Consider the following 21,573-nt stretch of genomic DNA (forward strand, 5'->3'; position numbering starts at 1 on the left):
CTCAGCGCAAGGCCGGCTTGTCGACGATGCGGAACTCGCCCTCGAGGGCGCTGGCGCCGGCGCGCGGCCGGCGGTCGCGCTGGGACAACAGCCGCGCGACCAGGCCCACCGCCAGCATGCCGGCGCCGATGATCACGCCGAACACCAGCAGCACCGCCAGCAGCGCCAGGCCCAGCACGCCGAGCCCGGCCCGCAGCAGCGGATGGCGCGGCTTGCGCGGCGAGAACACCGCGTCGAACATGGACGAATGCAGGCGCAGGCGCAGGGTGTGCAGAAGGCTGGAGATCATCGTGGCGGGGCGTGTGACAATGTGAAGACCGTGTGTTCGACAGTATCCGTCGCCAAAGGTTCGCAGTTGTAATGAGACCGTTAAGACCCGCCCCGCCCGGGGCCTGCGCATGATCGCCCTCGCGGACCTGCCCGACGGCGGTTTCGCCGAGATCGAGGCCGAGATCGACGGCGCCCCGGAGTCGTTGGTGCTGCACCGTCAGGGCGATGCGGTCCGCGCGTGGCTCAACGTCTGTCCGCATGCCGGCCGGCGGCTGGACTGGGCGCCGGGGCAGTTCCTGAAATCGAAGGACGGGCACCTGGTGTGCGCCGCGCACGGCGCCAGCTTCGAGACCGCCGACGGCCTGTGCGTGGCCGGGCCCTGCAAGGGCGAGCGCCTGCGCGCGGTGCCGGTGCGGGTGCGCGACGGCGTGGTGGCGATCGGCGCCGCGTAGGCGCCGCGTGGGGCGGGCGCGTGCGCCGCCTCAGAACAGCAGGTTGACCATCAGCACCACGATCAGCGTGTAGGCCAGCGACAGCGGCAGGCCGACGCGCCACAGGTCGCGCGCGGTATAGCCGGCCGGGCCGGTGACCATCGACATCACCGGGTTGGACTGGGTCATGAAGTTGTTGGAGGCCGACAGCGCCACGATCAGCGCGAACGCGGTCGGGTCGGCGCCCGCGGCCAGGGCCAGGTTGATCGCCAGCGGCACCACCACGATGGTCGCGCCGACGTGGCTGATGACCAGCGAGAACGCGGTGGTCAGCAGCGCCACGGCCAGTTCCAGCACCCAGACCGGCAGGCCGGTCGGCAACTGGTCGATGGTGTGCCCGGCCACCCAGGCGGCCGCGCCGCTGGCGTCCATCGCCCAGCCCAGCGGGATCAGGCAGGCCATCAGGAACACGGTCTTCCAGTTGATCGCCGCGTAGGCCTCGTCCATCTTCAGCACGCCGCACACCAGCATGCCGGCCACGCCGGTCATCAGCGCGATCGAGGTGGGGATGCGCGAGGACAGCGCGATCAGCACGGTCACCGCGAAGATCGCCATCGCGATCTTGAACTTGTGCGGCCGCTGCTCGCCCTTGGGATAGTCGGTCACGACGACGAAGTCGCGCTCCTTGGAGTTCTCCGCCAGCGCCTGCCAGAAGCTGTGCAGCACCAGCATGTCGCCGGCGCGCAGCGGCACGTCGCGCACGTTCTCGGTGAGCACTTCCTTGTCGCGGTTGATCGCCAGCAGGCGGATGCCCTTCTGCCGCCGCAGCTGCAGCTCGTTGGCGGTCTTGCCGATGAAGCTGGAGGTGGGCGGGATCACCGCCTCGGAGATGCCGGCGCGGCTGGGGTTGAACAGGTCGCCGAAGTGGCGCAGGCGCCCGCTCATGCGCAGGAACTGGTTCTGGGCGAAGTCCGCCACCTGCTGCCGCGGCCCCATGACCCCGATCACGCTGCCGACCCAGATGCGCGAGTCGGCGGCCGGCGCCAGCTTGGCGTCGTCCTCGGCCTTGAGCGCCAGCATCACCGGCGCGTCGTGCAGGGATTCCGCCTCGCCGAAGGTCATGCCCACCAGCGGGCTCTCGGCGGTGACGGTCAGCTCGTAGACGTCGCCCTCGATGCCGTAGGTGCGCGCGAAGTAGCTCTGGGTGCGGCCCGGGGTCACGCTGGCGTCCTTGCCCTCGCGCATCACCCGCGCGCCGAAGAAGTGGAAGTACGCCAGGCCGAAGGCCAGCAGCGCCAGGCCGATCGGCAACGGCGCGAACATGTTCAGCGGCTCCAGCGTGGCCACGCCCGAGGGCAGGTTGGCGTTGGCGGCCACCAGCAGGTCGTTGAGCAGGATCAGCGGCGAGTTGCCGACCATCGTCAGCGAGCCGCCCATCACGATCGCCACCGCCAGCGGCATCAGCATGCGCGACAGCGGCAGGCCGGTGCGCGCCGACAGCCGCGAGGCCACCGGCAGGTATAGCGCCATCACCGACGGGTTCTGCATGAACGACGAGTTGAGGCCGGCGATCGACGAGGTCAGCAGCAGCAGCCGGCGCTCGATGCCGTGCGCGCGCCGCAGCAGCCAGGCGGCCAGGCGGTTCAGCGCGCCGGTGCGGTCCAGGCCCATGCCCAGGATCATCGTCGCGATGACGCTGATGACCGCGTTGGAGGAGAAGCCGTTGAACAGGTCCTCCGGCGCGACCTGCCCGGTCAGGCCCAGCAGCACCAGCACCACCAGCGCCACCAGGTCGGCGCGCACCCGCTGGAACACGAACAGCAGCATCGTCAGGCTCACCAGCCCGAGGACGATCTTCATGTCGGTGGTCAGCGAGAGCCCGGTGTCCATCAGGGCGGCGATCGGCGATGGCCGGACGTTCGTGCGCTGAAGGCGCGGGGCGGGGACCGGAGGCCGGGAACGCGACGCGGCCGCACGCGGCGCGTTCGCATGTCGGTGGCATGCAGCGGGACAAACCAGCGATGACGCGCCTTGTCCAACCCGAATCCCGAATCCCTAAACCCGGTCGTAGACCAAATCCCAGACGTCGTGGCCCAGGCGCTGCCCGCGGGTCTCGAAGTGCGTCTGGGGACGCCAGTGGGGGCGCGGCACCCGCCCGCGGGCGCCGGCGCGGTTGCGCAGGCCTGCGGTGGCGTCGAGCACGTCCCACATCTGCTCGGCATAGTCGTGCCAGTCGGTGGCCAGGTGCAAGCGCCCGCCGGGCGCGAGCTTGCGCACCAGCAGCGCGGCGAAGTCCGGCTGCACCAGCCGCCGCTTGTGGTGGCGCTTCTTGTGCCACGGATCGGGGAAGTAGATGCGCGCCTCGTCGAGCGCGCCGTCGGCGATCTCGTGGGCCAGCACCTCGACCGCGTCGTGGCGGTACACGCGCACGTGGTCGCTGCCGTCCTCGGCCAGGGCGTTCAGCAGCCGGCCGACGCCGGGCGCATGGACCTCGATGCCGATGTAGTCGCGCGCCGGGTCCTGCGCGGCGGCGAAGCGCAGCGCCTCGCCGTTGCCGAAGCCGATCTCCAGCACCCGCGGCGCCCGCCGGCCGAACACCGCGTCGAGGTCGCGCGGCGCGCCGGCGTAGTCCAGGCCGAAGCGCGGCCACAGCGCGTCGAACGCGCGCTGCTGGGCCTCGGTGAAGCGGCCCTGGCGCAGCACGAAGCTGCGCACCGCGCGGTGGCCGGGGGCGCGGGTGAAGGGCTTGGCCGCGAGCCGGTCGGCGGCGGCCGGGCGCGGCGCCGGGGCCGCCTCGTCCTCGGCCTCGGCCATCAGCCGATCAGCCCGTCCACCGGCGAGGAGGCGCTGGCGTAGCGCTTGCGGGGGATGCGCCCGGCCAGGAAGGCTTCGCGGCCGGCCTCGACCGCCTTGCGCATGGCCGAGGCCATCAGCACCGGGTCGCGGGCGCCGGCGATGGCGGTGTTCATCAGCACGCCGTCGCAGCCCAGCTCCATCGCGATGGCCGCGTCGGAGGCGGTGCCCACGCCGGCGTCGACGATGATCGGCACCCTGGCGTTCTCGACGATCTCCAGCAGGTTGTAGCGGTTCTGGATGCCCAGCCCGGAGCCGATCGGCGCGGCCAGCGGCATCACCGCCACGCAGCCGATCTCCTCCAGGCGCTTGGCCAGGATCGGGTCGTCGGAGGTGTAGACCATGACCTCGAAGCCGTCGGCGACCAGCTGCTCGGCGGCCTTGAGCGTCTGCACCACGTCGGGAAACAGCGTCTTCTGGTCGCCCAGCACTTCCAGCTTGGTCAGGTTGTGGCCGTCGAGCAGCTCGCGCGCCAGGCGGCAGGTGCGCACCGCCTCCTCGGCGGTGTAGCAGCCGGCGGTGTTGGGCAGGATCGTGTAGCGGTCGGGCGGCAGCACGTCGAGCAGGCTGGGCTCGTCCGGGTTCTGGCCAATGTTGGTGCGACGGATCGCCACGGTGACGATCTCGGCGCCGGCGGCCTCGGTGGCGCGGCGGGTCTCGTCGAGATCCTTGAACTTGCCGGTGCCGGTGAGCAGGCGCGAGCGGTACGCCTTGCCGGCGATGAGGAGGGAGTCGGGGGAAGCGGCCATGCGGGCATTATCGCTCATTGCGCACGCGAGGCGCCGCCCGGCGTGCGGCGGCGTCATCGTCCTGCAACGCGGCACGCACACCATGCCGGCCTTTCGTCGCCGGCATGGACTGGCTCGGCGTGTCCCCGTCACGAGCCAGGACCCCACGCATGCCGTTCCGACCGCGCCGCCTGCCGGCCTCGATCCGTTCCGCCCTGCTGGCCGCCTGCGCGGCCGCCGCCGCCGCGCCCGCGGGCGCCTTCGCCCAGGATGCCGCCGCCACCGCGCAGGAGCTCGATACCGTGGTGGTCACCGGCCGCGCCGGCGCCGGCCTGCGCACCAAGGCCGAGACCAGCTACTCGATCACCAACATCGAGGAGGAGGCGCTGCGCCTGCAGGCGCCGACCAGCGTGACCGAGGCGATGAAATCGGTCCCCGGCTTCTGGGTGGAGTCCTCCGGCGGCGAGGCCAGCGGCAACATCCGCGCCCGCGGCGTGCCGGTGGACGGCTACGGCTCGGTGCAGCTGCTCGAGGACGGCATCCCGGTCCAGCACGACCCGGCGCTGGGCTACCTCAACGCCGACCAGGCCTTCCGCCTCGACGAGACCATCGAGCGCATCGAGGTGGTGCGCGGCGGCCCGTCCTCGGTGTTCTACTCCAACGCGCCGGCCGGGGCGATCAACTTCATCCCGCGCACCGTGGGCGAGACCGCGGAGGGGCTGCTCAAGCTCACCGTCGGCGACCACGGCCTGTTCCGCACCGACTTCTGGTACGGCGCCCCCGCCGGCGACTGGACCCTGGGCGTGGGCGGCTTCTACCGCAGCCACGACGGTGTGCGCGACCCCGGCTTCACCGCGAACCAGGGCGGCCAGCTGCGGCTGTCGCTGGGCCGCGCGTTCGAGCGCGGCCGCGTCGCCTTCGACCTCAAGCGCCTCGACGACACCGTGGCCTTCTACACCGGCATCCCGATGCGCACCGGCGCCGACGGCGAGATCCGCGCGGTACCGGGCTTCGACGGCCACCACGGCACCCTGGCCGGCCCCGAGACCTCGCTGCTGCGCCTGACCACCGGCGACGGCGGCGACTACGTGTTCGACAACACCCGCGGCACCGAGGTCGAGCGCACCCAGCTCACCGGCCGCTTCGAGTTCGACCTGGGCGCGGGCTGGCAGCTGCGCGACACCCTGCGCTACAGCGACACCACCACCCAGCGCAACGGCGTCTACCCCAACGTGCTGCGCAGCGCCGCCAGCTTCCTGGAGGAGACCGCCGGACTCGCGGCCGGCATCCCCGGCGCCGCCGGCCTGCAGCTGCGCTACGCCACCAGCCCCGACCAGGTGTTCGACGTCGCCGATCAGAACGGCAACGGGCTGATGGTGCTGGGCGGCCTGCGCGGCATCACCATGCCGGTCACCGAGGTCATGAACGACCTGCAGCTCTCGCGCGCCTTCGAGGCCGGCGGCCAGCGCCACGACCTCACCTTCGGCTACTACTACGCGCACCTGGAGGAGGATTTCGACCGCTACTCCTCCAACGCGCTGCTGGACGTGCGCGACAAGGCGCGCCTGCTCGACCTGGTGGCGGTGGACGCCGCCGGCAACGTGCTGGCCACCATCACCGACCACGGCATCTGGCGGCACGGCTACGAGTGGGAGCGCGCGTCCGGCGAGCAGACCACCCACGCCTTCTACCTCGCCGACGAGTGGCAGGTGGCCGAACGGCTGCGCCTGGACGCCGGCCTGCGCTGGGAGAAGATGACCGCCCGCGGCCGGGTCGAGCGCAAGACCCAGGTCGACCTGGGCACGCCCGCCACCTCGCAGATCTGGACCGGCACCGGCGAGTTCGCCCACTACGACGACAGCTTCGACAAGCTGGGCTGGACCGTCGGCGCCAACTGGCAGTTCGCCGGCCAGTCCGGGCTGTTCGCGCGCTACACCGCCGCCAGCCGGCTGCCCGGCCTGGGCAGCTACATCACCAACGCCGCCGCCACCCCGGACATCCAGACCATGGACCTGGCCGAGGTGGGCTACAAGTTCGGCAGCCCCGCGTTCGATTTCTACGCCACCGCGTTCTGGACCAAGTACGACAACGTCGGCTTCAGCAACTACCGGGTCGGCCTGGACGGGGTGGTCGTCAACGAGGCGCGCTACGCCGACACCCGCACGCTCGGCCTGGAGCTGGAAGGCAGCTGGCGGCCGAGCGCCTGGTTCGACCTCTCCGCCACCGCCACCGTGCAGGATCCGGAGTACCGTGGCCTGCGCTATACCGACAGCGCCGGCGTCGAGCACGACTACGACGGCCACCAGCTGATCCGCGTGCCCAAGCACAGCGTCCGCCTGGTGCCCGGGCTCAACCTCGCCGACGGCCGCCTGCGCCTGCAGGCCGCCTACGAGCGGCAGGGATCTCGCTACGTGGACACCGCCAACTCGGTGCGCCTGCCGTCCTACGACGCGCTCAACCTGAGCGCGCGCTTCGAGGTGGACGAGCGGCTGTCGGTGTACGCCTACGTCGACAACGCGACCAACTCGCTCGGCCTGACCGAGGGCAACCCGCGCGCCGGCGAGCTGTCCAGCGGCGACGCCGGCGCCAACACCTTCATCGCGCGGCCGCTGCTGGGGCGCAGCTACCGCCTCGCCCTGACCTACCGCTTCTGATGGCCGGGCGGGCGGAGGCGCGGATACGGCGCGCGCCGCGGGCGATGCGTCTGGCGGCGGCCGCGCTGTGCGCGCTGGCGGCCGCCGCGGCGCAGGCCGCCGGCGCGCCGCCCGACGTGGTGCTGGAAGGCGAGCTGCGCGGCGCCGACCACCAGACCTACCGCGAGGTCCCGTTCGAGGTGCCCGCGGGCACCCGGCGGATCACCGTGGAGTTCGACTACAGCGGGCGCGAGGACCGCACCACCGTGGATCTCGGCCTGATCGGGCCGGATGGCTTCCTCGGCCGCGACGGCTTCCGCGGCTGGAGCGGCGGCAACAAGCGCCGCTTCACCGTCGCCGCCACCGACGCGACGCCCTCCTACCAGCCCGGGCCGCTGGCGCCGGGGCGCTGGGCGCTGCTGCTGGGCCTGCCCAACGTGCGGCCGCAGGCGCGCGACCGCTACACCGCGCGCATCTGGTTCGACGAGCGCGCCCCCGCGCCCGCGCCGCTGCGCGACGCGCCCGGCTGGTACCGCGGCGACCTGCACGCCCACGACGCCCACAGCGACGCCGGCTGCCCCAGCCAGTCCGGGCAGCGCGTGCCGTGCCCGCTGTTCAAGACCGTCGAGCGCGCCGCCGAGCGCGGGCTGGACTTCATCGCGCTCACCGACCACAACACCGTCTCCCAGGCCAACGCCATCGCCGAGCTGCAGCCCTACTACGACCGGGTGCTGCTGCTGCCCGGGCGCGAGGTGACCACCTTCAGCGGCCACGGCAACCTGATCGGCCCGGTGGACCCGCTCGACTTCCGCGTCGGCAGCGCGGCGGTGCCGGACTGGAACCACCTGCTGCGCGCCGCCGCCCCGCTGGGCGGCGTGTTCGCCATCAACCATCCCATCCGCCCCTCCGACGAGACCTGCATGGGCTGCGGCTGGACCGCCGCCCCGCCGGTCGACTACGCGTTGGTGCAGGCGGTGGAAGCGGTCAACGGCGCCGATGCCGACACCCCGTACTCCGGCATCCCGTTCTGGGAACGCCTGCTCGACGCCGGCCACCGGGTGACCGCGATCGGCGGCAGCGACAACCACGACGCCACCCTGCGCGGCGCCACGCCCGGCGGCGCCGAGATCGGCACGCCGGCCACGGTGGTGCACGCGCGCGCGCTGTCGATACCCGCGATCCTGGCCGGCCTCCGCGCCGGGCGCGCGTTCGTGGACGTGCAGGGCGATCCCCGTCGCGGGCTGCGCTTCTCGGCGAGCGCCGGCACCACGCGCGCGGACATGGGCGACGCGCTCGCCGCGCCGGCCGGCGCCGACCTCGGGTTCGAGGCGACGGTGACCGGCGCCGCCGGCGGCCGCGCGCAACTGGTCGAGGACGGGCGCATCGTGGCCGAGCAGGGCGTGGACGGCGACGAGGCCATGCTGCGCTTCCCGCGACGCGGCGACGGCCGCCGGCACTGGGTGCGTCTGGACGTGCGCGGCCCCGATGGCCGCCTGTGGCTGCTGGGCAACCCGATCTACGTGAACCACGACGCGCCGTAGGCGCGCGACCGCGCCGGGCGCCACCGGACCTCAGGCAGAAGACGAACGCAGCGCCACGCGCGGCCGCGCGCGAACGACGGCCGGCATCGCCTTGATTCCTGCGCAGGAACCGAAGCGTCGCGCGCGAGGAGCGCGCGCCCCGCAGCGCTCAGCCGCCGCCCATCGCCTGCACGATCTCCACCCGGTCGCCCTCGGCCAGCCGGTGCTCGCCGTGGCGCCCGCGCGGCACGATCTCGCCGTTCACTTCCACCGCCACCCGGCGCCCGGCCAGCCCGCGCAGCAGCAGCAGCTCGGAGAGGGTGGGGGCGTCGTCGAGGGCGAGCGGTTCGCCGTTGAGAAGGATCTGCATGCGCGCATTGTCGCCGCTTCGGCGCGCGGGCGCATCCGCCGCCGTGCCGCATGACACTTTCATGACGCACTGCGGCTTGAGTCCCCGCGGGGCGGCGCCGAACATGCGCCACCACACGCCCGCGCATGGCCGCGGGCGCGCCGTTCCCGCATCCCGGAGGTTCCATGCGCTTCGCCCGTACCACGCTCGCGGCCGCCCTCGCGCTCGCGGCCGTTCCCGCGCTCGCCCAGCAGGGCCCGTTCTCGCGCACCGTCTTCTTCGGCGACAGCCTGACCGACGCCGGCTTCTTCCGGCCCCTGCTGCCCGCCGAGGCCCGCCCGGCCACCGGCCAGTTCACCACCAATCCCGGCTGGGTCTGGGCGCAGCACGTCGCCGACCACTACGGCACCGACGGCGGTCCCAACGGCAACGGCCAGGACGGAGACAACTACGCCGTCGGCGGCGCCCGCGTCGCGCTGGACCGCGGCGGCGCGCTCGGCGAAACGCCCTCCGTGGCCACCCAGGTCGCGCGCCACCTCGCCGGCGGCGGTGCCGATCCCGACGCGCTCTACACCGTCTGGGCGGGTGCCAACGACCTCTTCGCCATCGCCGGCGGCGAGCCCGCGCAGGCCACGCTGGCCAGCGCCGTGACCGCCCAGGTCGGCCTGATCGGCACCCTGCAGGGCGCCGGCGCCCGCTACGTGCTGGTGCCCACGCTGCCCGACATGGGCCAGACGCCCGACGCCCGCGCCGCCGGCCCCGCCGCCCAGGCGCAGCTCACCGCGTTGTCCTCGGCCTACAACGATGCCCTGTACGCCGGCCTCGACGCCGCCGGCCTGCGGGTCATCCCGCTCAACACCTTCGCCTTCCTGCGCGAGGTGACCGCCAGCCCCGGCAGCTATGGCCTCGCCAACGTCACCAGCCCCGCCTGCACCGTGACCCAGTCGCTGCTGTGCAACCCCGGCACGCTGGTCGAACCCGGCGCCGACACCGCCTACCTGTTCGCCGACGGCGTGCATCCGACCCGCGCCGGCCACGCCGCGCTGGCCGACCTGGCGATCTCGGTGCTGGAAGCCCCCGCGCAGATCGCCGCGCTGCCGCGCTCCGCCGCCGCCGTCGGGCGCGCCCGCGCCGAACGCGTCGCCTGGCACCTCGACGGCCGCCCGGCCGGCGACGGCGCCGGGCTCTGGTTCGACCTGCGCGGCGACTACCAGCGCCGCGGCGACGGCGACGACTACGACGGCTTCGCCCCCGCGCTTACCGTCGGCTTCGACTGGGCCCGCGGCAACACCGTGTTCGGCGTGTTCGGCGGCTACGGCGTGACCCGGCAGGACTGGGGCCTGAGCCGCGGCGACTTCCGCCACAAGGACGCCACCCTCGGCGGCTTCGTCGGCTGGCGCGGCGACACCGGCGCCTGGGTCGCGGGGCAGGTCAGCTGGACCTCGCTTGACCTCGACACCCACCGCACCGTGCACCTCGGCCCCGCCGTGCGCCGCCACGCCGGCTCCGCCGACGGCGAGAACCTGACCCTGGCCGCCCACGCCGGCTGGAATTTCGAGGCCGGCACCCTGCGCCACGGCCCGGTGCTGTCGCTGGTCTCCCAGCGCATCGACATCGACGGCTTCGAGGAAAGCGATCCCACCCTGTCCACCGCCCTCGGCTATCCCGACCAGCGCTTCGACTCGCTGGTGGGCAGCGTCGGCTGGCAGATCGCCGCCACCCAGGGCGGCCTGCGCCCCTACGCCCGCGCCACCTGGGACCACGAGTTCGAGGACGCCCCCGGCGAGGCCTACGCCCGCGTGCTCTCGCTGCCCGCGACCGGTGAGTACGCCGTGCCCGCGCTGCCGCACGACGACGGCTACGCCACCGTAACCCTCGGCGCCCGCGCCGGCCTGTACGGCCTGCACGCCGACTTCGGCCTCAGCACCACGCTCTCGCACAAGGACGGCGGCGACTCCACCGTCTTCGTCAGCCTCAACCGCGCGTTCTGAGCGCCGTACCTCGCGCCGCCCGGTGGCGGCGCGCCGGCGGGGGCCGCGGCGTTGCCAGCGCGGCCCCGCCGTCCTAGACTTCCGCCCACGCGGGTGTAGCTCAATGGTAGAGCAGAAGCTTCCCAAGCTTACGACGAGGGTTCGATTCCCTTCGCCCGCTCCAGTTTAGGTTCCATGGAAATCCAAGGAGTTCCATAAACCCCTGTCAGCCAAAGGACTTTTTGCTAGGCAGGCGTCCAGTGAGAGCCACCGAAAGCCACCCGAAGCCACGACTTTTAAGTCCAAGCTTAAGTCCAAGTAAGCGGGTTGGTTGAGGTCCGGTTTGTTGCTGGGGCGGAGCGGGCCATGCGAAGAGGATCTGACTCCTGACTCTGTTCAGGAGCAGACATGGCACTCACCGATGCAGTCGTCCGGCACGCCAAGGCGACCGGAAAGGACTACACCCTCCCTGACTTCGACGGCCTCACGCTGTCCGTCTCCGCGGTCGGCACCAAGGCTTGGTACTTCCGCTATTACTGGCTGGGTCGGCAGAAGCGAATGTCCTTGGGGCACTACCCCGAGATCGGCCTGCGCGAGGCGCGCATCGAACGGGACAAGGCGCGCGCCTTGGTCGCCAAGGGCATCAACCCGCAGCGTCAGCGCACGAAGGATCGGCGCTTGGCGACCGATGCCGAGCAGTACACGTTCCAGGCCGTCTACGACAAGTGGTTCGCGTTCCGCCAGCAGAGCCGTCTGAAGAAGACCGGGCGCAACGTCACGCTCGGGACGCTTCCACGCATCTTCAGCAACGACGTCCTCCCATCGCTGCGCAAGCGCTCGATCTACGAGATCAACCGCGCTGACCTACTCGAAATCGTCGGGCGGATCGAGAAGCGCGGTGCCCCGTCGATCGCCGAGAAGGTCCGGACCTGGCTCAACCAGCTCTTCCGGTACGCGCTGGTGATCGTACCCGGGCTGGAACGCAATCCGGCCTCCGACCTGGATGTGGTCGCCATGCCGGCGCCGCCCGTGCGCCACAACCCGTTCCTGCGCATGCCCGAGGCACCCGAGTTCCTGCAGCTGCTGCGCAAGTACCCCGGCCGGCTGCAGACCCAGGTCGGCGTCCGCATGCTGTTTCTGACGGGTGTGCGCACGGGCGAGCTGCGGCTGGCGACCCCGGATCAGTTCCACCTCGATGACGCTCTGTGGATCATCCCGCCGGACGTGGTCAAGCAGCTCGAACTGAAGATGCAGAAGGAGAACCTGCGCACGGAGGATATCCCGCCCTACATCGTGCCGCTGTCGGTGCAGGCGGTCGAGATCGTCCGGCACATGCTCGACCGGTTCAAGAAGTCGCAGAAGTACCTCTTCCCGGGCGCCAAGAGCCTGAAGCAGCGCATCAGCGAGAACACGCTCAACGGCGCGATCAAGCGCCTGGGATACGCAGGTCGGCTCACGGGCCATGGCATCCGCGCCACGATCTCGACGGCGCTCAACGAGCTGGGCTATCCGGACAAGTGGATCGACGCGCAGCTTTCCCACGTCGACCCGAACCCGGTCCGTCGAACCTACAACCATGCCGAGTACGTCGACCAGCGCCGGCACATGATGCAGGACTGGGCCGATCGACTGGACCTGCTCGAACAGGGCGAGGTCGAGGCGGCCTGCAGCCCTCTGAACATTCAACTGGAAGGCTTGCCCGTCCTGGAGGCTGGCATGAGCCTGCCGGCTCCGCCGGCGACCGCGGGAATGCAGAAGCTGGTGCTGTCCACACCCGCTGCCGTTGCCGCTGCGCCGCAGCCCGTCCAGGTGCAGCCCATCTCCGTACGGCGCCTGTCCGCGGTGCGGGTGCCCAAGACGGAGCCGGCCATCTCCAATGTCCAGCGCGAGCGCATGATCCTGCTCGACATCCTGGAATCGCCCCACAACCTCTCCGTTGCCGACTACGCCAAGCTCGCCGGCAAGTCGCGTCGCTGGATCACCTACGAGGTCACGGCCGGGAACCTGTTGTCGATCAGCCTGGGCAATCGCGGGCAGCGCGTGCCGGACTGGCAGCTCGACCCGCTCAAGCGTCGCCTGGTCCAGACCGTCCTGAAGCAGACGGCGCGCGGCGTGGACCCGTGGGAGATCTATCACGCGCTCATGCAACCGTGCGCCGAGTTCGGCGGCGAGTCCGCCGTCGAAGCGGTCACCGCCGAGAATCTCGGGGCAGCGGTCAAGGCGGTTTGCCGCACGCTCGCCATGCAGGTGTTCGATGGCCCTGTTCCGCACCGCGAGGGCTATCGGTCTACGCGACCGTCTGCCCTCGTTTGAAGAAGCGGTCGATCGCTGGAGAGTCGGCGCGCTCGGGCCGGATCAGATGGGTTCCGACCCGGTATGTGCTGTCCGCCAGCGAACGCATGACGACACCCCAGTTCCGCGACCGTTCGAGGAGCGGTCGCGGAGCGATGCCGACCCCATAACCAGCCGCCACCTGTACGGCCATCAGCGCAAACGAGGTCGACCGATAGGGAATAGCTGGCTGCGGGCCGAACAACGCTTCGCAGGCGCGTGGGCAGCACTCGAACAAGGTGTACGGTCGGAGCTTGTCCACTGGAACCGCCGGATAGCTGAGCAGGGGTGATCGCTCTGGTAGGGCGACGGCCAGTTCATCCTGCCAAAGCAGGTCGGCCCGCAGGTGCGGCGCCGGCGTGTCTGCCATGACTATCCCGATGTCGTAGCGGCCATCCGCCAATCCCTCGAAAAGACTGGCCTCGGATGCCTCGTGCACAACGACGGATGTTTCCGGCTCCTCAGCCCGCTGCAGGGCAAGCAATGATGCCAAGCGTGGCGACGACGGCACGCAGGATGTGACGCAGAGCTTAAGCGCAGAAGCTCGACAAAAGGCTTGCATGAAGGCCCGTTAGGTCATGGCTTGAAGCGATTGTCGCAACCGCCATCATAAAATGAGTTAAATTTACCGTGGTTTAACTTAGCGCGCTGAACGACGCTTTTGCCGATGCAGAAGCGCTCCGTCCAGCGAGGCCGCCCGGTCGGCACGACCACCTACGAGCCTGAGCCCGCGTTGGCGTTCGGACAGGCTGTTCGCGCTGCACGCCTGGAGCGAGGGATCGCCCAGGAAGAACTTGCAGCGGTGGCGGAAATCGATCGTTCGCACATCGGCAAGATTGAGAGGGGCGAACATATGCCAACCTTGGCGTTGATCCTCAAAATCTCAAACGCGCTGCGCATGAGTGCGGCTGATTTGATGTCGACGACAGTAGCTAACCTGCAATCGGGCAGAAAAACCTAAGCCCAAGTGTCAACCCGGTTTAACTGTCCGGATGGGCGTGCAGGTACGTGAGGAACTGCTGTAATGCGACGCACGGCTCGTTACCCGCCAGGTGCAGCAGATAGGTTGTGAGCACGGCTGATTCGCTGGCTAGCGGTCGGACCACGATGTCTGGATGTTTGCAGAGCGCCATGCGGGTGGTGCTTGTAAACCCGACGCCGTAACCTGCAGATACCAGCGTGAGCATCATGTCCGACGAGCGTACATGCTCGACGACTTTCAGATCCTGCTCCAGCGTGCGAAGCAGCAGCGTCAGTTCGCGAGAACATCCCTCGTAGGTCTGCGGATCACACATGACCAGCGGATATCGGGCCAGTTCCTCGAGGGGTATCTCCTTGTACGCCAGCAGTGGGTGGTGCGTCGGGATCGCCGCGAGCAGCGTGTCGCGCCAGACGGGCTCGGCGCAGATGCCGTCCCCGACGTTGGCGGTATGCGCAAAGCCTGCCCTGAAGTCCCCCGCGCGAAGCCCCCGCAACTGTTCCTGCAGAGGTACTTCGCAGATACGTATCTCGATCTCTGGCGCATCTTCCCGAAAGCGCGCCAGGATCTCGGACAGGCGGGGGTCGATGGCGCCATCTGAGATGGCGATGCGCAAGCTACCGCGATATCCGGTCGCGATCGCCCTGACGTTCTCGCCAGCCTGTTCCAGGAGCGCCAACACCCGACGAACTTCGTCGAGGTAGACGGTACCTGCTGCGGTCAGACGGGTACCCCTTCGATTGCGATCAAAGAGCACCACGCCTAGATCTTCTTCCAGCTCCTTGATTGTCCTCGACAAAGGAGATTGCTCGATGTGCAAACGCTCGGCTGCGTGCGTGAAGTTCAGCTCCTCACCTAGAACGACAAAACAGCGAAGGTGTCGCAGTTCCATAGGCCATACTCCGAGTCAACCTCGAAACCTTCCTATGCATGGTTGAGCTTTCATTGCCTGAACCGCTGCATCATTCATGGGTAGTGCCCCGGTTGTGGATCAGTCGCGACGAGTTGGCCAGGATGCCGATATCCGGGATGGATTGAAGCTCCGCCGCGTAGAAGGCCACCGCAGCAGTACGATCAAAGTGCAGTCGATGTTTGGCTATGTCGTGCGTGGGTCGCGATATGCGAGCAACCTGAGCGCATTGAACACCACCAGTAGCGTGGACCCCTCATGGATGGCGACGGCCGGGCCGATGCCCAGGCCGAAGATCGTGGCAGGCACCAGGAATGCCACGATCCCGAGGCTGACGTAGACGTTCTGCCGGATCACGCCGCGGGTATGCCGGCTCAGGCCCACCGCGAATGGCAGGTGGCGCAGGTCGTCGGCCATCAGCGCGACGTCGGCAGTTTCCAGCGCGACGTCGGAACCGGCCGCACCCATCGAGATGCCGACCGTGGCGTTGGCCATCGCCGGCGCGTCGTTGACGCCATCGCCGACCATCGCGACCTTGTCTTGCTCGCGCAGCTTGCGGATGGCTTCGACCTTATCCTCGGGCATCAGGTCTCCCCAGGCTTCGTCGAGACCCACTTCCGAGGCGATCGCCTCGGCGACGCGCTGATGGTCGCCGGAGATCATGATCATGCGCGTGATGCCGAGCGCGCGCAGTTCCTTGAGCGCCTCCGGCGCACCCTCGCGCGCAGTGTCGAGCAGGCCGATCGCGCCCAGGTCGCGCGTGCCCTGCCTGACCACCATCGAGGTGCGGCCGGCCTCGCGCAGCTGCGCGATGGCGGCCGCCGCGGACTCGCCCAGCGGCGCAACGCCGTCGGCACCGAACATCTCGGCCTTGCCGATCCACACCGTCTCGCCGCCGAGCGTGGCGGTAACGCCGCGGCCGATGAGGTTTTCCAGTCCGCTGGCGGACGGGATCTCGCGCCCACCCAGTCGTTCCCGGCCATCCCGGGCGATGGCCGCGGCTAGCGGATGGTCGCTGAGCGACTCGACCGCGACTGCGACGGTGAGCAGTTCCTCCTCCGTGACACCGTCCACCGCAACGACGTCGGTGATGCGAGGCCGGCCTTCGGTGAGCGTGCCGGTCTTGTCGAAGGCCATGGCGTTGAGCGAACCCAGTTCCTCCAGCGGTGCGCCGCCCTTGATCAGCACGCCGCCGCGTGCCGCACGGGCGATGCCCGAGAGCACCGCACTGGGCGTGGCGATGGCGAGTGCACAGGGGCTGGCAGCGACGAGGACGGCCATCGCGCGGTAGAAGCTGTCGCGGAAGGGCTCGTCGACGACGACCCAGGCGAATAGCAGGAGGACGGCCAGCATCAGCACCGCGGGCACGAAGATGCGCTCGAACCGGTCGGTGAAGCGCTGGGTCGGCGACTTGCGTGTCTCGGCCTCGCTGACCATCTTCACCACGCGCGCCAGCGCCGAATCGCTGGACTTGCGCGTGACCTCGATCTCGATCGCGCCGCTGCCGTTGATGGTGCCGGCAAACACGCGCGAGGCGGCATCGACGCCATCGGGCCGTGCCCGCGCCGTCACGGCGTCGTCCACGGGGCGCTTGTCGACCGGAATGCTCTCGCCGGTCACCGGCGCCTGGTTCACGCTGGAGGTGCCCAGCACAAGGAAGCCGTCGGCTGGCAGGCGCTCGTTGGGTTTGACCAGCACCACGTCGCCGACGACGAGATCCTCGACGGCGATGTCCTGCACCTGGCCGTCGCGGCGCACGATGGCCGTGTCGGGCGCCAGTTCGGCCAGCGCCTCGATCGCGCGCTTGGCGCGACCCATCGCGTAGTGCTCGAGCGCGTGTCCGAGGCTGAACAGGAACAGCAGCAGCGCGCCCTCAGCCCATGAACCGAGCGCCGCGGCGCCGGCGGCAGCGACCAGCATCAGCGTATCGATCTCGAACCGCTTCATGCGCAGGTTGTCGATCGCCTCGCGCAGCGTGTAGATGCCGCCGAAGAAGTACGCCGCGACGTAGCAGGCGAGCGGGAGCCAGCCAGGCGCACCGGCGACCAGCTTCTCGATGGCGTACCCGGTGATCAGTAGACCGCCGCAGACCAGAGCGAAGATCAGCTCGGTGTTCGGGCCGAGCAGGCCGCCGTGCGCGTGCCCTTTGTGATCGCCGGCTTCATGATCGTGGTCGTGATCCCCTTCGGCATGGGCATGCTGTTCCTTGGCCGGTTGCCCACGCGGCACCACCTTGAGTTCCGCCAGCGCCTTCCGCAGGTCCTGCTCAGAGGTTCGCTCACGGTCGAACTCGATGGCGACCCGACCCGCGGCACTGGCCTCGGCTTCCAGGACGCCCGGAAGCGCCCGCAGGCGCTCGCCGACCGTCCGCGCCCGGCGCTGGTGGACGATGCCGTCCACCTCCCAGGAGGCGTGGCCGTAGCGGCCGCTGATCGCAGCGCCAGCCCCCTCGACGATCTCGCGGATGCGCGCCAGCGGAAGCATCTCGGCGTTGTAGTGGATGCACACCTGCGCCGGCGTTCCATCCTCGCCGTCGCGGACGTGGACCTGCTCGATGCCGTCCCGGCCCTCAAGATCACGGATCAAGCGTCCGACGCAGGCGTCGGCCTGGTCGGGAACATGTGGAAGCAGGATCTGCAGATCCAAGCGTAGCTTTTCAGTCATGGCGTTCTCCTTGGGTCTGCTGGAGAGGGAAATTGACGGTCGGCCCGTTTGCGAGGAAGGTCAGCGTATCTTCGGAGTCGCGTCCCGAAACTGGGCATCGCAGACATTGTCGTTTCATCCTGTCTTGGCCTCCTCCCGGACGCTACGCAGGATTTCGATGCCGCCGAGGGAAGCAACCACCGCGATCAGCGCACCCGCGACCAGGTCCGGCCAGGACGAACCCAACCACAACACCAGCGCGCCGGCGACGATCACGCCGCCATTGGAGACGAAGTCGTTGAAGCTGAAAGTCTCCGCGGCCTTCATGTTGACGTCGTCGGACCGCATGCGGCGCAGCAGCACCAGGCACCATAGGTTGATCGCGGCCGCGACCAGCGCCAGCCCCATCATCACCGGGCCCAACGGCTCGGCGCCGTACAGCCAGCGCCTGACCACGTCCGCCATCACCGCGACCGCGAACAGCAGCAGCATCACGCCGGACACGGCGGCCGCCCCGCGTTTCCACGCGGGACGGCGGTCGATGGCGAGGTAGCTCAGCAGATAGACGGCTGCGTCCGATCCGTTGTCGACGGCATTGGCGAGCAGGGCGCTGGAATCGGCCATCCAGCCGGCCGCGCCCAGCCCGGCGAACAGCGCCAGGTTCCACAGCAGCACCTGCCGCAGGACGCTTTTCTGCCGGGCCGGATCGAGCGTCACGTCGCGTGCCGCCTGGGTCGATGCTTCGCGGTCGCGCGTGCCGCGAAGGTGGGTAGTACGAGCAGCGTCAGCACCGTCGCCGTGATCAGGCCGCCGATGACGACGGTCGCCAGCGGTTTCTGCACCTCGGCACCGGATCCGGTCGCGATCGCCATCGGGACGAAGCCGACGATGGCCACCAACGCGGTGGTCAGCACCGCCCGCAGGCGGTTGGCGGCACCGGTCGCCGCCGCTTCCAGAGGCTCGTCCCCCGCGGCCAGGCGTTCACGGATGGCCTGCATCAGCACCAGGCCGTTGAGCGTCGCAACGCCGGAGACCGCGATGAAGCCCACCGCCGCGGACACCGAGAAGGGCATGCCGCGCACCAGCAGCGCCAGTATGCCTCCGACCAGCGCCAGCGGGACGCAGACGAAGACCAGCGTCGCCTCACGGATGGTGCCCAGTGCCATATACAACAGTGCGCCGATCATCAGGAACACGACCGGGATCACCAGCGCCAGCCGCGCCTCGGCACGCTGCAGGTTCTCGAACTGCCCGCCCCAGTCAAGGTAGACGCCGCTGGGCAGAGACACATCGGCCACGGCTGCCTGCGCCTCCCCGACGAAGCCGCCCAGGTCACGGCCACGGACGTTGGCCTGCACCACGATGCGACGGCTGCCGTTGTTGCGGCTGATCTGGTTGGGTCCTTCGCTGACCTCGATGCGCGCGACCGAGGACAGCGGCACCACGGTGCCGTCGGGAGCTACCACGGGCAGTGCAGCGAGCCGGGCCGGATCATTCCGAGCGTCTTCATCGAGCCGAACTACCACGTCGAACCGGCGGTCGCCCTCGAAGATCTTGCCGGCGGCAGTGCCACCAATGCCAGTTGCCAATGCCTCGCTTACGTCCGCTGCGGTCAAGCCATACTGTGCGGCAGCGGCATGGTCGACCCGCACGGTGAGCGTCGGCAGGCCCGACACCTGCTCCACGCGCACGTCCGCCGCGCCGTCGATGCTGCGGAGCTTGAGCGAAATCTGGTCGGCGATCGGCTGCAGGACGTCGAAGTCGTCGCCGAACACCATCACAGCCAGGTCCGTGCGCACGCCGGAGATCAGTTCGTTGAAACGCAGTTCGATCGGCTGGCTGAACTCGAACGCATTGCCGATCTGGTTGCCGACGATGCCCTCAAGCCGGCCGATCAAGTCTTCCTTGCTTAACGACTTGTCTGGCCACTCGGATTTCGGCTTGAGCACGATCACGCTGTCCGAGATGTTGGTCGGCATGGGATCGATGGCCGCCTCCGCCGTACCAGTACGGGAGAAGACAGTCTTCACTTCGGGTTCGCTGGCGAGGGTCTTCTCCAGGGCCAGTTGCATCGCTAGCGACTGCTCCAGCGAGGCGGAAGGAACCCGCAGCGCCTGCATCGCCAGGTTGCCCTCGTCGAGGGTCGGCATGAACTCCCGGCCCAGCGAAACGAATGCCGTGAAGCCGATCGCAAGCATGGCGACCGCGCCGAGCAGGACCGTGCGGGGCCGCGCAACCGCAGCGCGGATGACCGGCTCGGCTTTGCCGCGTACGAAGCGGATGATGCGGGTCTCGTGTTCGCCGTCGTGACCATGCTCCTTTTCTGATATCGACGCATGTGCAGGTTTCGGCTTGGGATCACGCACAAACAAGGCAGCCATCGCCGGCACGAAAGTAAAGGAGAAGATGAACGCTCCGACCAGGGCGAGCATGAAGGTCGCGGCCATCGGCTGGAACGTCTTGCCCTCTACGCCTTCCAGCGTGAGGATCGGCGCGAACACCAGCAGGATGATGAGCTGGCCGAATGCGGCCGGCCGCACCATCTTGCGCGCCGCCTGGATCGCGACGCCGAGGCGCTCCCCGGCGGAGAGCGACCGTCCCAGTTCGGCCTGCTTCTGGCCGAGCATCAGCAGCGTGGCCTCGATCACGATCACCGCACCGTCGACGAGGATGCCGAAGTCCAGCGCGCCCAGGCTCATCAGGTTGCCGCTGATCCCGAAGCGGTTCATGCCGATCACCGCGAACAGGAACGACAGCGGGATCACCAGCGCGGTGATCGCCGCGGCACGCATGTTGCCGAGCAGCAGGAACAGCACCACGATGACCAGCAGCGCGCCCTCGGTGAGGTTCCTGGCGACGGTCTTGATCGTGGAGTTGACCAGCATGCTGCGGTCGAGCACGGGTTCGGCGACGATGCCCGGAGGCAGGGAGCGGTTGACCTCGGCCAGACGCTCCGCCGCTGCCTGCGCCACCGTGCGGCTGTTGCCGCCGGCAATCATCAGTGCCGTCCCGAGCACCGCTTCATGGCCGTCGCGCGTGGCGGCGCCCAGCCGCGGCGCCTGTCCCAGCTCGACACTGGCCACGTCCGAAACGCGGATCACCACGCCGCCGCGATTGGCGACCGGCGACTGTGCGAGGTCGTCGACCGTCTGCGCCAGGGCATCGGCCCGGACGATCAGGCCTTCGCCGGCACGCTGGACGAAGCCTGCGCCGGCCTGGACGTTGGCGCGTTCCAGCGCTTGCACCAGATCGCCCAGGCCAAGACCGTAGGCGGCCAGCCGCTCGGTGTTCGGGCGGACGGCGTATTCCTTGACGTAGCCGCCGATCATGTCAACGCCCGCCAGGCCCGGCGTCGTGCGCATCTGCGGCGCGATGATCCAGTCCTGCACCGTGCGCAGATAGGTGGCGCGTTCTTTCGCCGTCGCGAGCCGGTCGCCCTCCGGCGTGAGATAGACCTCGCCGGCCTGCCATCCGGGCGTGTTCGGCTTGCCGACGTTCTCCGGGTCGAACGGGACGAAGTCCACCGTCCACATCAGCACCTCGCCGAGGCCGGTGGTGACCGGCGACATCATCGGCACCACGTCCTCGGGCAAGTCTTCCTGCACCTCGCGCATGCGCTCGGCCACTTGCTGACGTGCGAAGTAGATGTCGGTCTGGTCGGTGAAGATGGCGGTGACCTGCGAGAACCCGTTGCGCGAGAGCGAACGCGTGCTGGTCAGGCCGGGGATGCCGGCCAGCGCCGTCTCAAGCGGGTACGTGACCTGTCGCTCGATCTGGCCTGGAGCAAGTGCGGGTGCGATGGTATTGATCTGCACCTGCCGATTGGTGATGTCCGGTACCGCGTCGATCGGTAGCTTGCCGAGCTGGAACAGGCCATACGCCGCGATGACCGCGGCGACGAAGACCACCGCCCAGCGGAAGCGCACCGCCGTTTCAATGATGAGTTTGAACATGGC

At 69.5% G+C, this 21,573-nt stretch carries 16 protein-coding genes and 1 tRNA gene; 7 read left to right on the forward strand and 10 right to left on the reverse strand.

Annotated elements, in window-relative coordinates; all coding sequences use genetic code 11:
* Nucleotide 1: 1 nt before the first annotated feature.
* Nucleotides 2-289, reverse strand: a complete 288-nt coding sequence (locus Z164_RS0104120; protein WP_024889472.1) for a hypothetical protein — start codon at nt 287-289, stop codon at nt 2-4.
* Nucleotides 290-398: 109 nt separating this feature from the next.
* On the opposite strand from Z164_RS0104120, the gene Z164_RS0104125 reads away from it, so the two are divergent.
* Nucleotides 399-722 (forward strand): Rieske (2Fe-2S) protein, encoded by a 324-nt coding sequence (locus tag Z164_RS0104125; RefSeq protein WP_024889473.1) that lies wholly within the window; start codon nt 399-401, stop codon nt 720-722.
* Nucleotides 723-752: 30 nt separating this feature from the next.
* Here Z164_RS0104125 and Z164_RS0104130 read toward each other — a convergent pair whose 3' ends face one another.
* The 3 genes from Z164_RS0104130 to Z164_RS0104140 all read right to left on the reverse strand — a co-directional run bounded on the left by Z164_RS0104130 (nt 753) and on the right by Z164_RS0104140 (nt 4,303).
* On the reverse strand, nt 753-2,591 hold the full coding sequence (locus Z164_RS0104130; protein ID WP_024889474.1) for an SLC13 family permease: 1,839 nt from the start codon (nt 2,589-2,591) through the stop codon (nt 753-755).
* Nucleotides 2,592-2,756: 165 nt separating this feature from the next.
* Nucleotides 2,757-3,515, reverse strand: a complete 759-nt coding sequence (gene trmB, locus Z164_RS0104135; protein ID WP_024889475.1) for a tRNA (guanosine(46)-N7)-methyltransferase TrmB — start codon at nt 3,513-3,515, stop codon at nt 2,757-2,759.
* On the reverse strand, nt 3,515-4,303 hold the full coding sequence (locus Z164_RS0104140; protein ID WP_024889476.1) for a thiazole synthase: 789 nt from the start codon (nt 4,301-4,303) through the stop codon (nt 3,515-3,517). The genes trmB and Z164_RS0104140 overlap by 1 nt, the downstream gene beginning before the upstream one ends.
* 149 nt (nt 4,304-4,452) lie before the next feature.
* On the opposite strand from Z164_RS0104140, the gene Z164_RS0104145 reads away from it, so the two are divergent.
* Nucleotides 4,453-6,936: a TonB-dependent receptor gene (locus tag Z164_RS0104145; RefSeq protein WP_024889477.1), complete on the forward strand. Its 2,484-nt coding sequence runs from the start codon at nt 4,453-4,455 to the stop codon at nt 6,934-6,936.
* Nucleotides 6,937-6,980: 44 nt separating this feature from the next.
* Nucleotides 6,981-8,456 carry a CehA/McbA family metallohydrolase gene (locus tag Z164_RS0104150; RefSeq protein ID WP_024889478.1) on the forward strand — a complete coding sequence of 492 codons (1,476 nt, stop codon included), beginning with the start codon at nt 6,981-6,983 and terminating at the stop codon, nt 8,454-8,456.
* A gap of 148 nt (nt 8,457-8,604) precedes the next feature.
* Here the strand turns inward: Z164_RS0104150 and thiS are convergent, their stop codons facing one another.
* Entirely contained in the window at nt 8,605-8,805 is a 201-nt protein-coding gene (thiS, locus tag Z164_RS0104155; protein ID WP_024889479.1) for a sulfur carrier protein ThiS, read from the reverse strand.
* 164 nt (nt 8,806-8,969) lie between these two features.
* Between thiS and Z164_RS0104160 the strand changes: the two genes are divergently transcribed.
* The 3 genes from Z164_RS0104160 to Z164_RS0104170 all read left to right on the forward strand — a co-directional run bounded on the left by Z164_RS0104160 (nt 8,970) and on the right by Z164_RS0104170 (nt 13,067).
* Nucleotides 8,970-10,775, forward strand: coding sequence for an autotransporter domain-containing esterase (locus Z164_RS0104160; RefSeq protein ID WP_024889480.1), 1,806 nt, complete (start codon nt 8,970-8,972; stop codon nt 10,773-10,775).
* An 89-nt stretch (nt 10,776-10,864) separates the two neighbouring features.
* Nucleotides 10,865-10,938 (forward strand) — tRNA-Gly (locus Z164_RS0104165).
* Nucleotides 10,939-11,162: 224 nt separating this feature from the next.
* Nucleotides 11,163-13,067 carry a tyrosine-type recombinase/integrase gene (locus Z164_RS0104170; protein WP_024889481.1) on the forward strand — a complete coding sequence of 635 codons (1,905 nt, stop codon included), beginning with the start codon at nt 11,163-11,165 and terminating at the stop codon, nt 13,065-13,067.
* Here the strand turns inward: Z164_RS0104170 and Z164_RS21720 are convergent.
* Entirely contained in the window at nt 13,042-13,647 is a 606-nt protein-coding gene (locus Z164_RS21720; protein WP_081770062.1) for a LysR family substrate-binding domain-containing protein, read from the reverse strand. The two genes, Z164_RS0104170 and Z164_RS21720, sit on opposite strands and share 26 nt — an antisense overlap.
* A 105-nt stretch (nt 13,648-13,752) precedes the next feature.
* On the opposite strand from Z164_RS21720, the gene Z164_RS21725 reads away from it, so the two are divergent.
* Nucleotides 13,753-14,046, forward strand: coding sequence for a helix-turn-helix domain-containing protein (locus tag Z164_RS21725; RefSeq protein ID WP_081770063.1), 294 nt, complete (start codon nt 13,753-13,755; stop codon nt 14,044-14,046).
* Nucleotides 14,047-14,065: 19 nt separating this feature from the next.
* Here the strand turns inward: Z164_RS21725 and Z164_RS0104180 are convergent, their stop codons facing one another.
* The 4 genes from Z164_RS0104180 to Z164_RS0104195 form a co-directional block, all read right to left on the reverse strand.
* Complete coding sequence (locus Z164_RS0104180; RefSeq protein WP_024889483.1) at nt 14,066-14,956, reverse strand: LysR family transcriptional regulator; 891 nt, start codon at nt 14,954-14,956, stop codon at nt 14,066-14,068.
* Nucleotides 14,957-15,160: 204 nt separating this feature from the next.
* A complete protein-coding gene (locus Z164_RS0104185; RefSeq protein ID WP_024889484.1) occupies nt 15,161-17,638 on the reverse strand; it encodes a heavy metal translocating P-type ATPase in 2,478 nt (825 codons plus the stop codon).
* A gap of 114 nt (nt 17,639-17,752) precedes the next feature.
* The gene (locus Z164_RS0104190) at nt 17,753-18,334 is read right to left on the reverse strand and encodes a cation efflux transmembrane domain-containing protein (RefSeq protein WP_024889485.1); all 582 of its coding nucleotides are present in this window, start codon (nt 18,332-18,334) and stop codon (nt 17,753-17,755) included.
* Complete coding sequence (locus tag Z164_RS0104195) at nt 18,331-21,570, reverse strand: efflux RND transporter permease subunit (RefSeq protein ID WP_024889486.1); 3,240 nt, start codon at nt 21,568-21,570, stop codon at nt 18,331-18,333. Before Z164_RS0104195 ends, Z164_RS0104190 begins: the two co-directional genes overlap by 4 nt.
* Nucleotides 21,571-21,573 lie beyond the last annotated feature (3 nt).

Source organism: Luteimonas huabeiensis HB2 (genome assembly GCF_000559025.1).
GTDB classification, from domain to species: Bacteria; Pseudomonadota; Gammaproteobacteria; order Xanthomonadales; family Xanthomonadaceae; genus Luteimonas; species Luteimonas huabeiensis.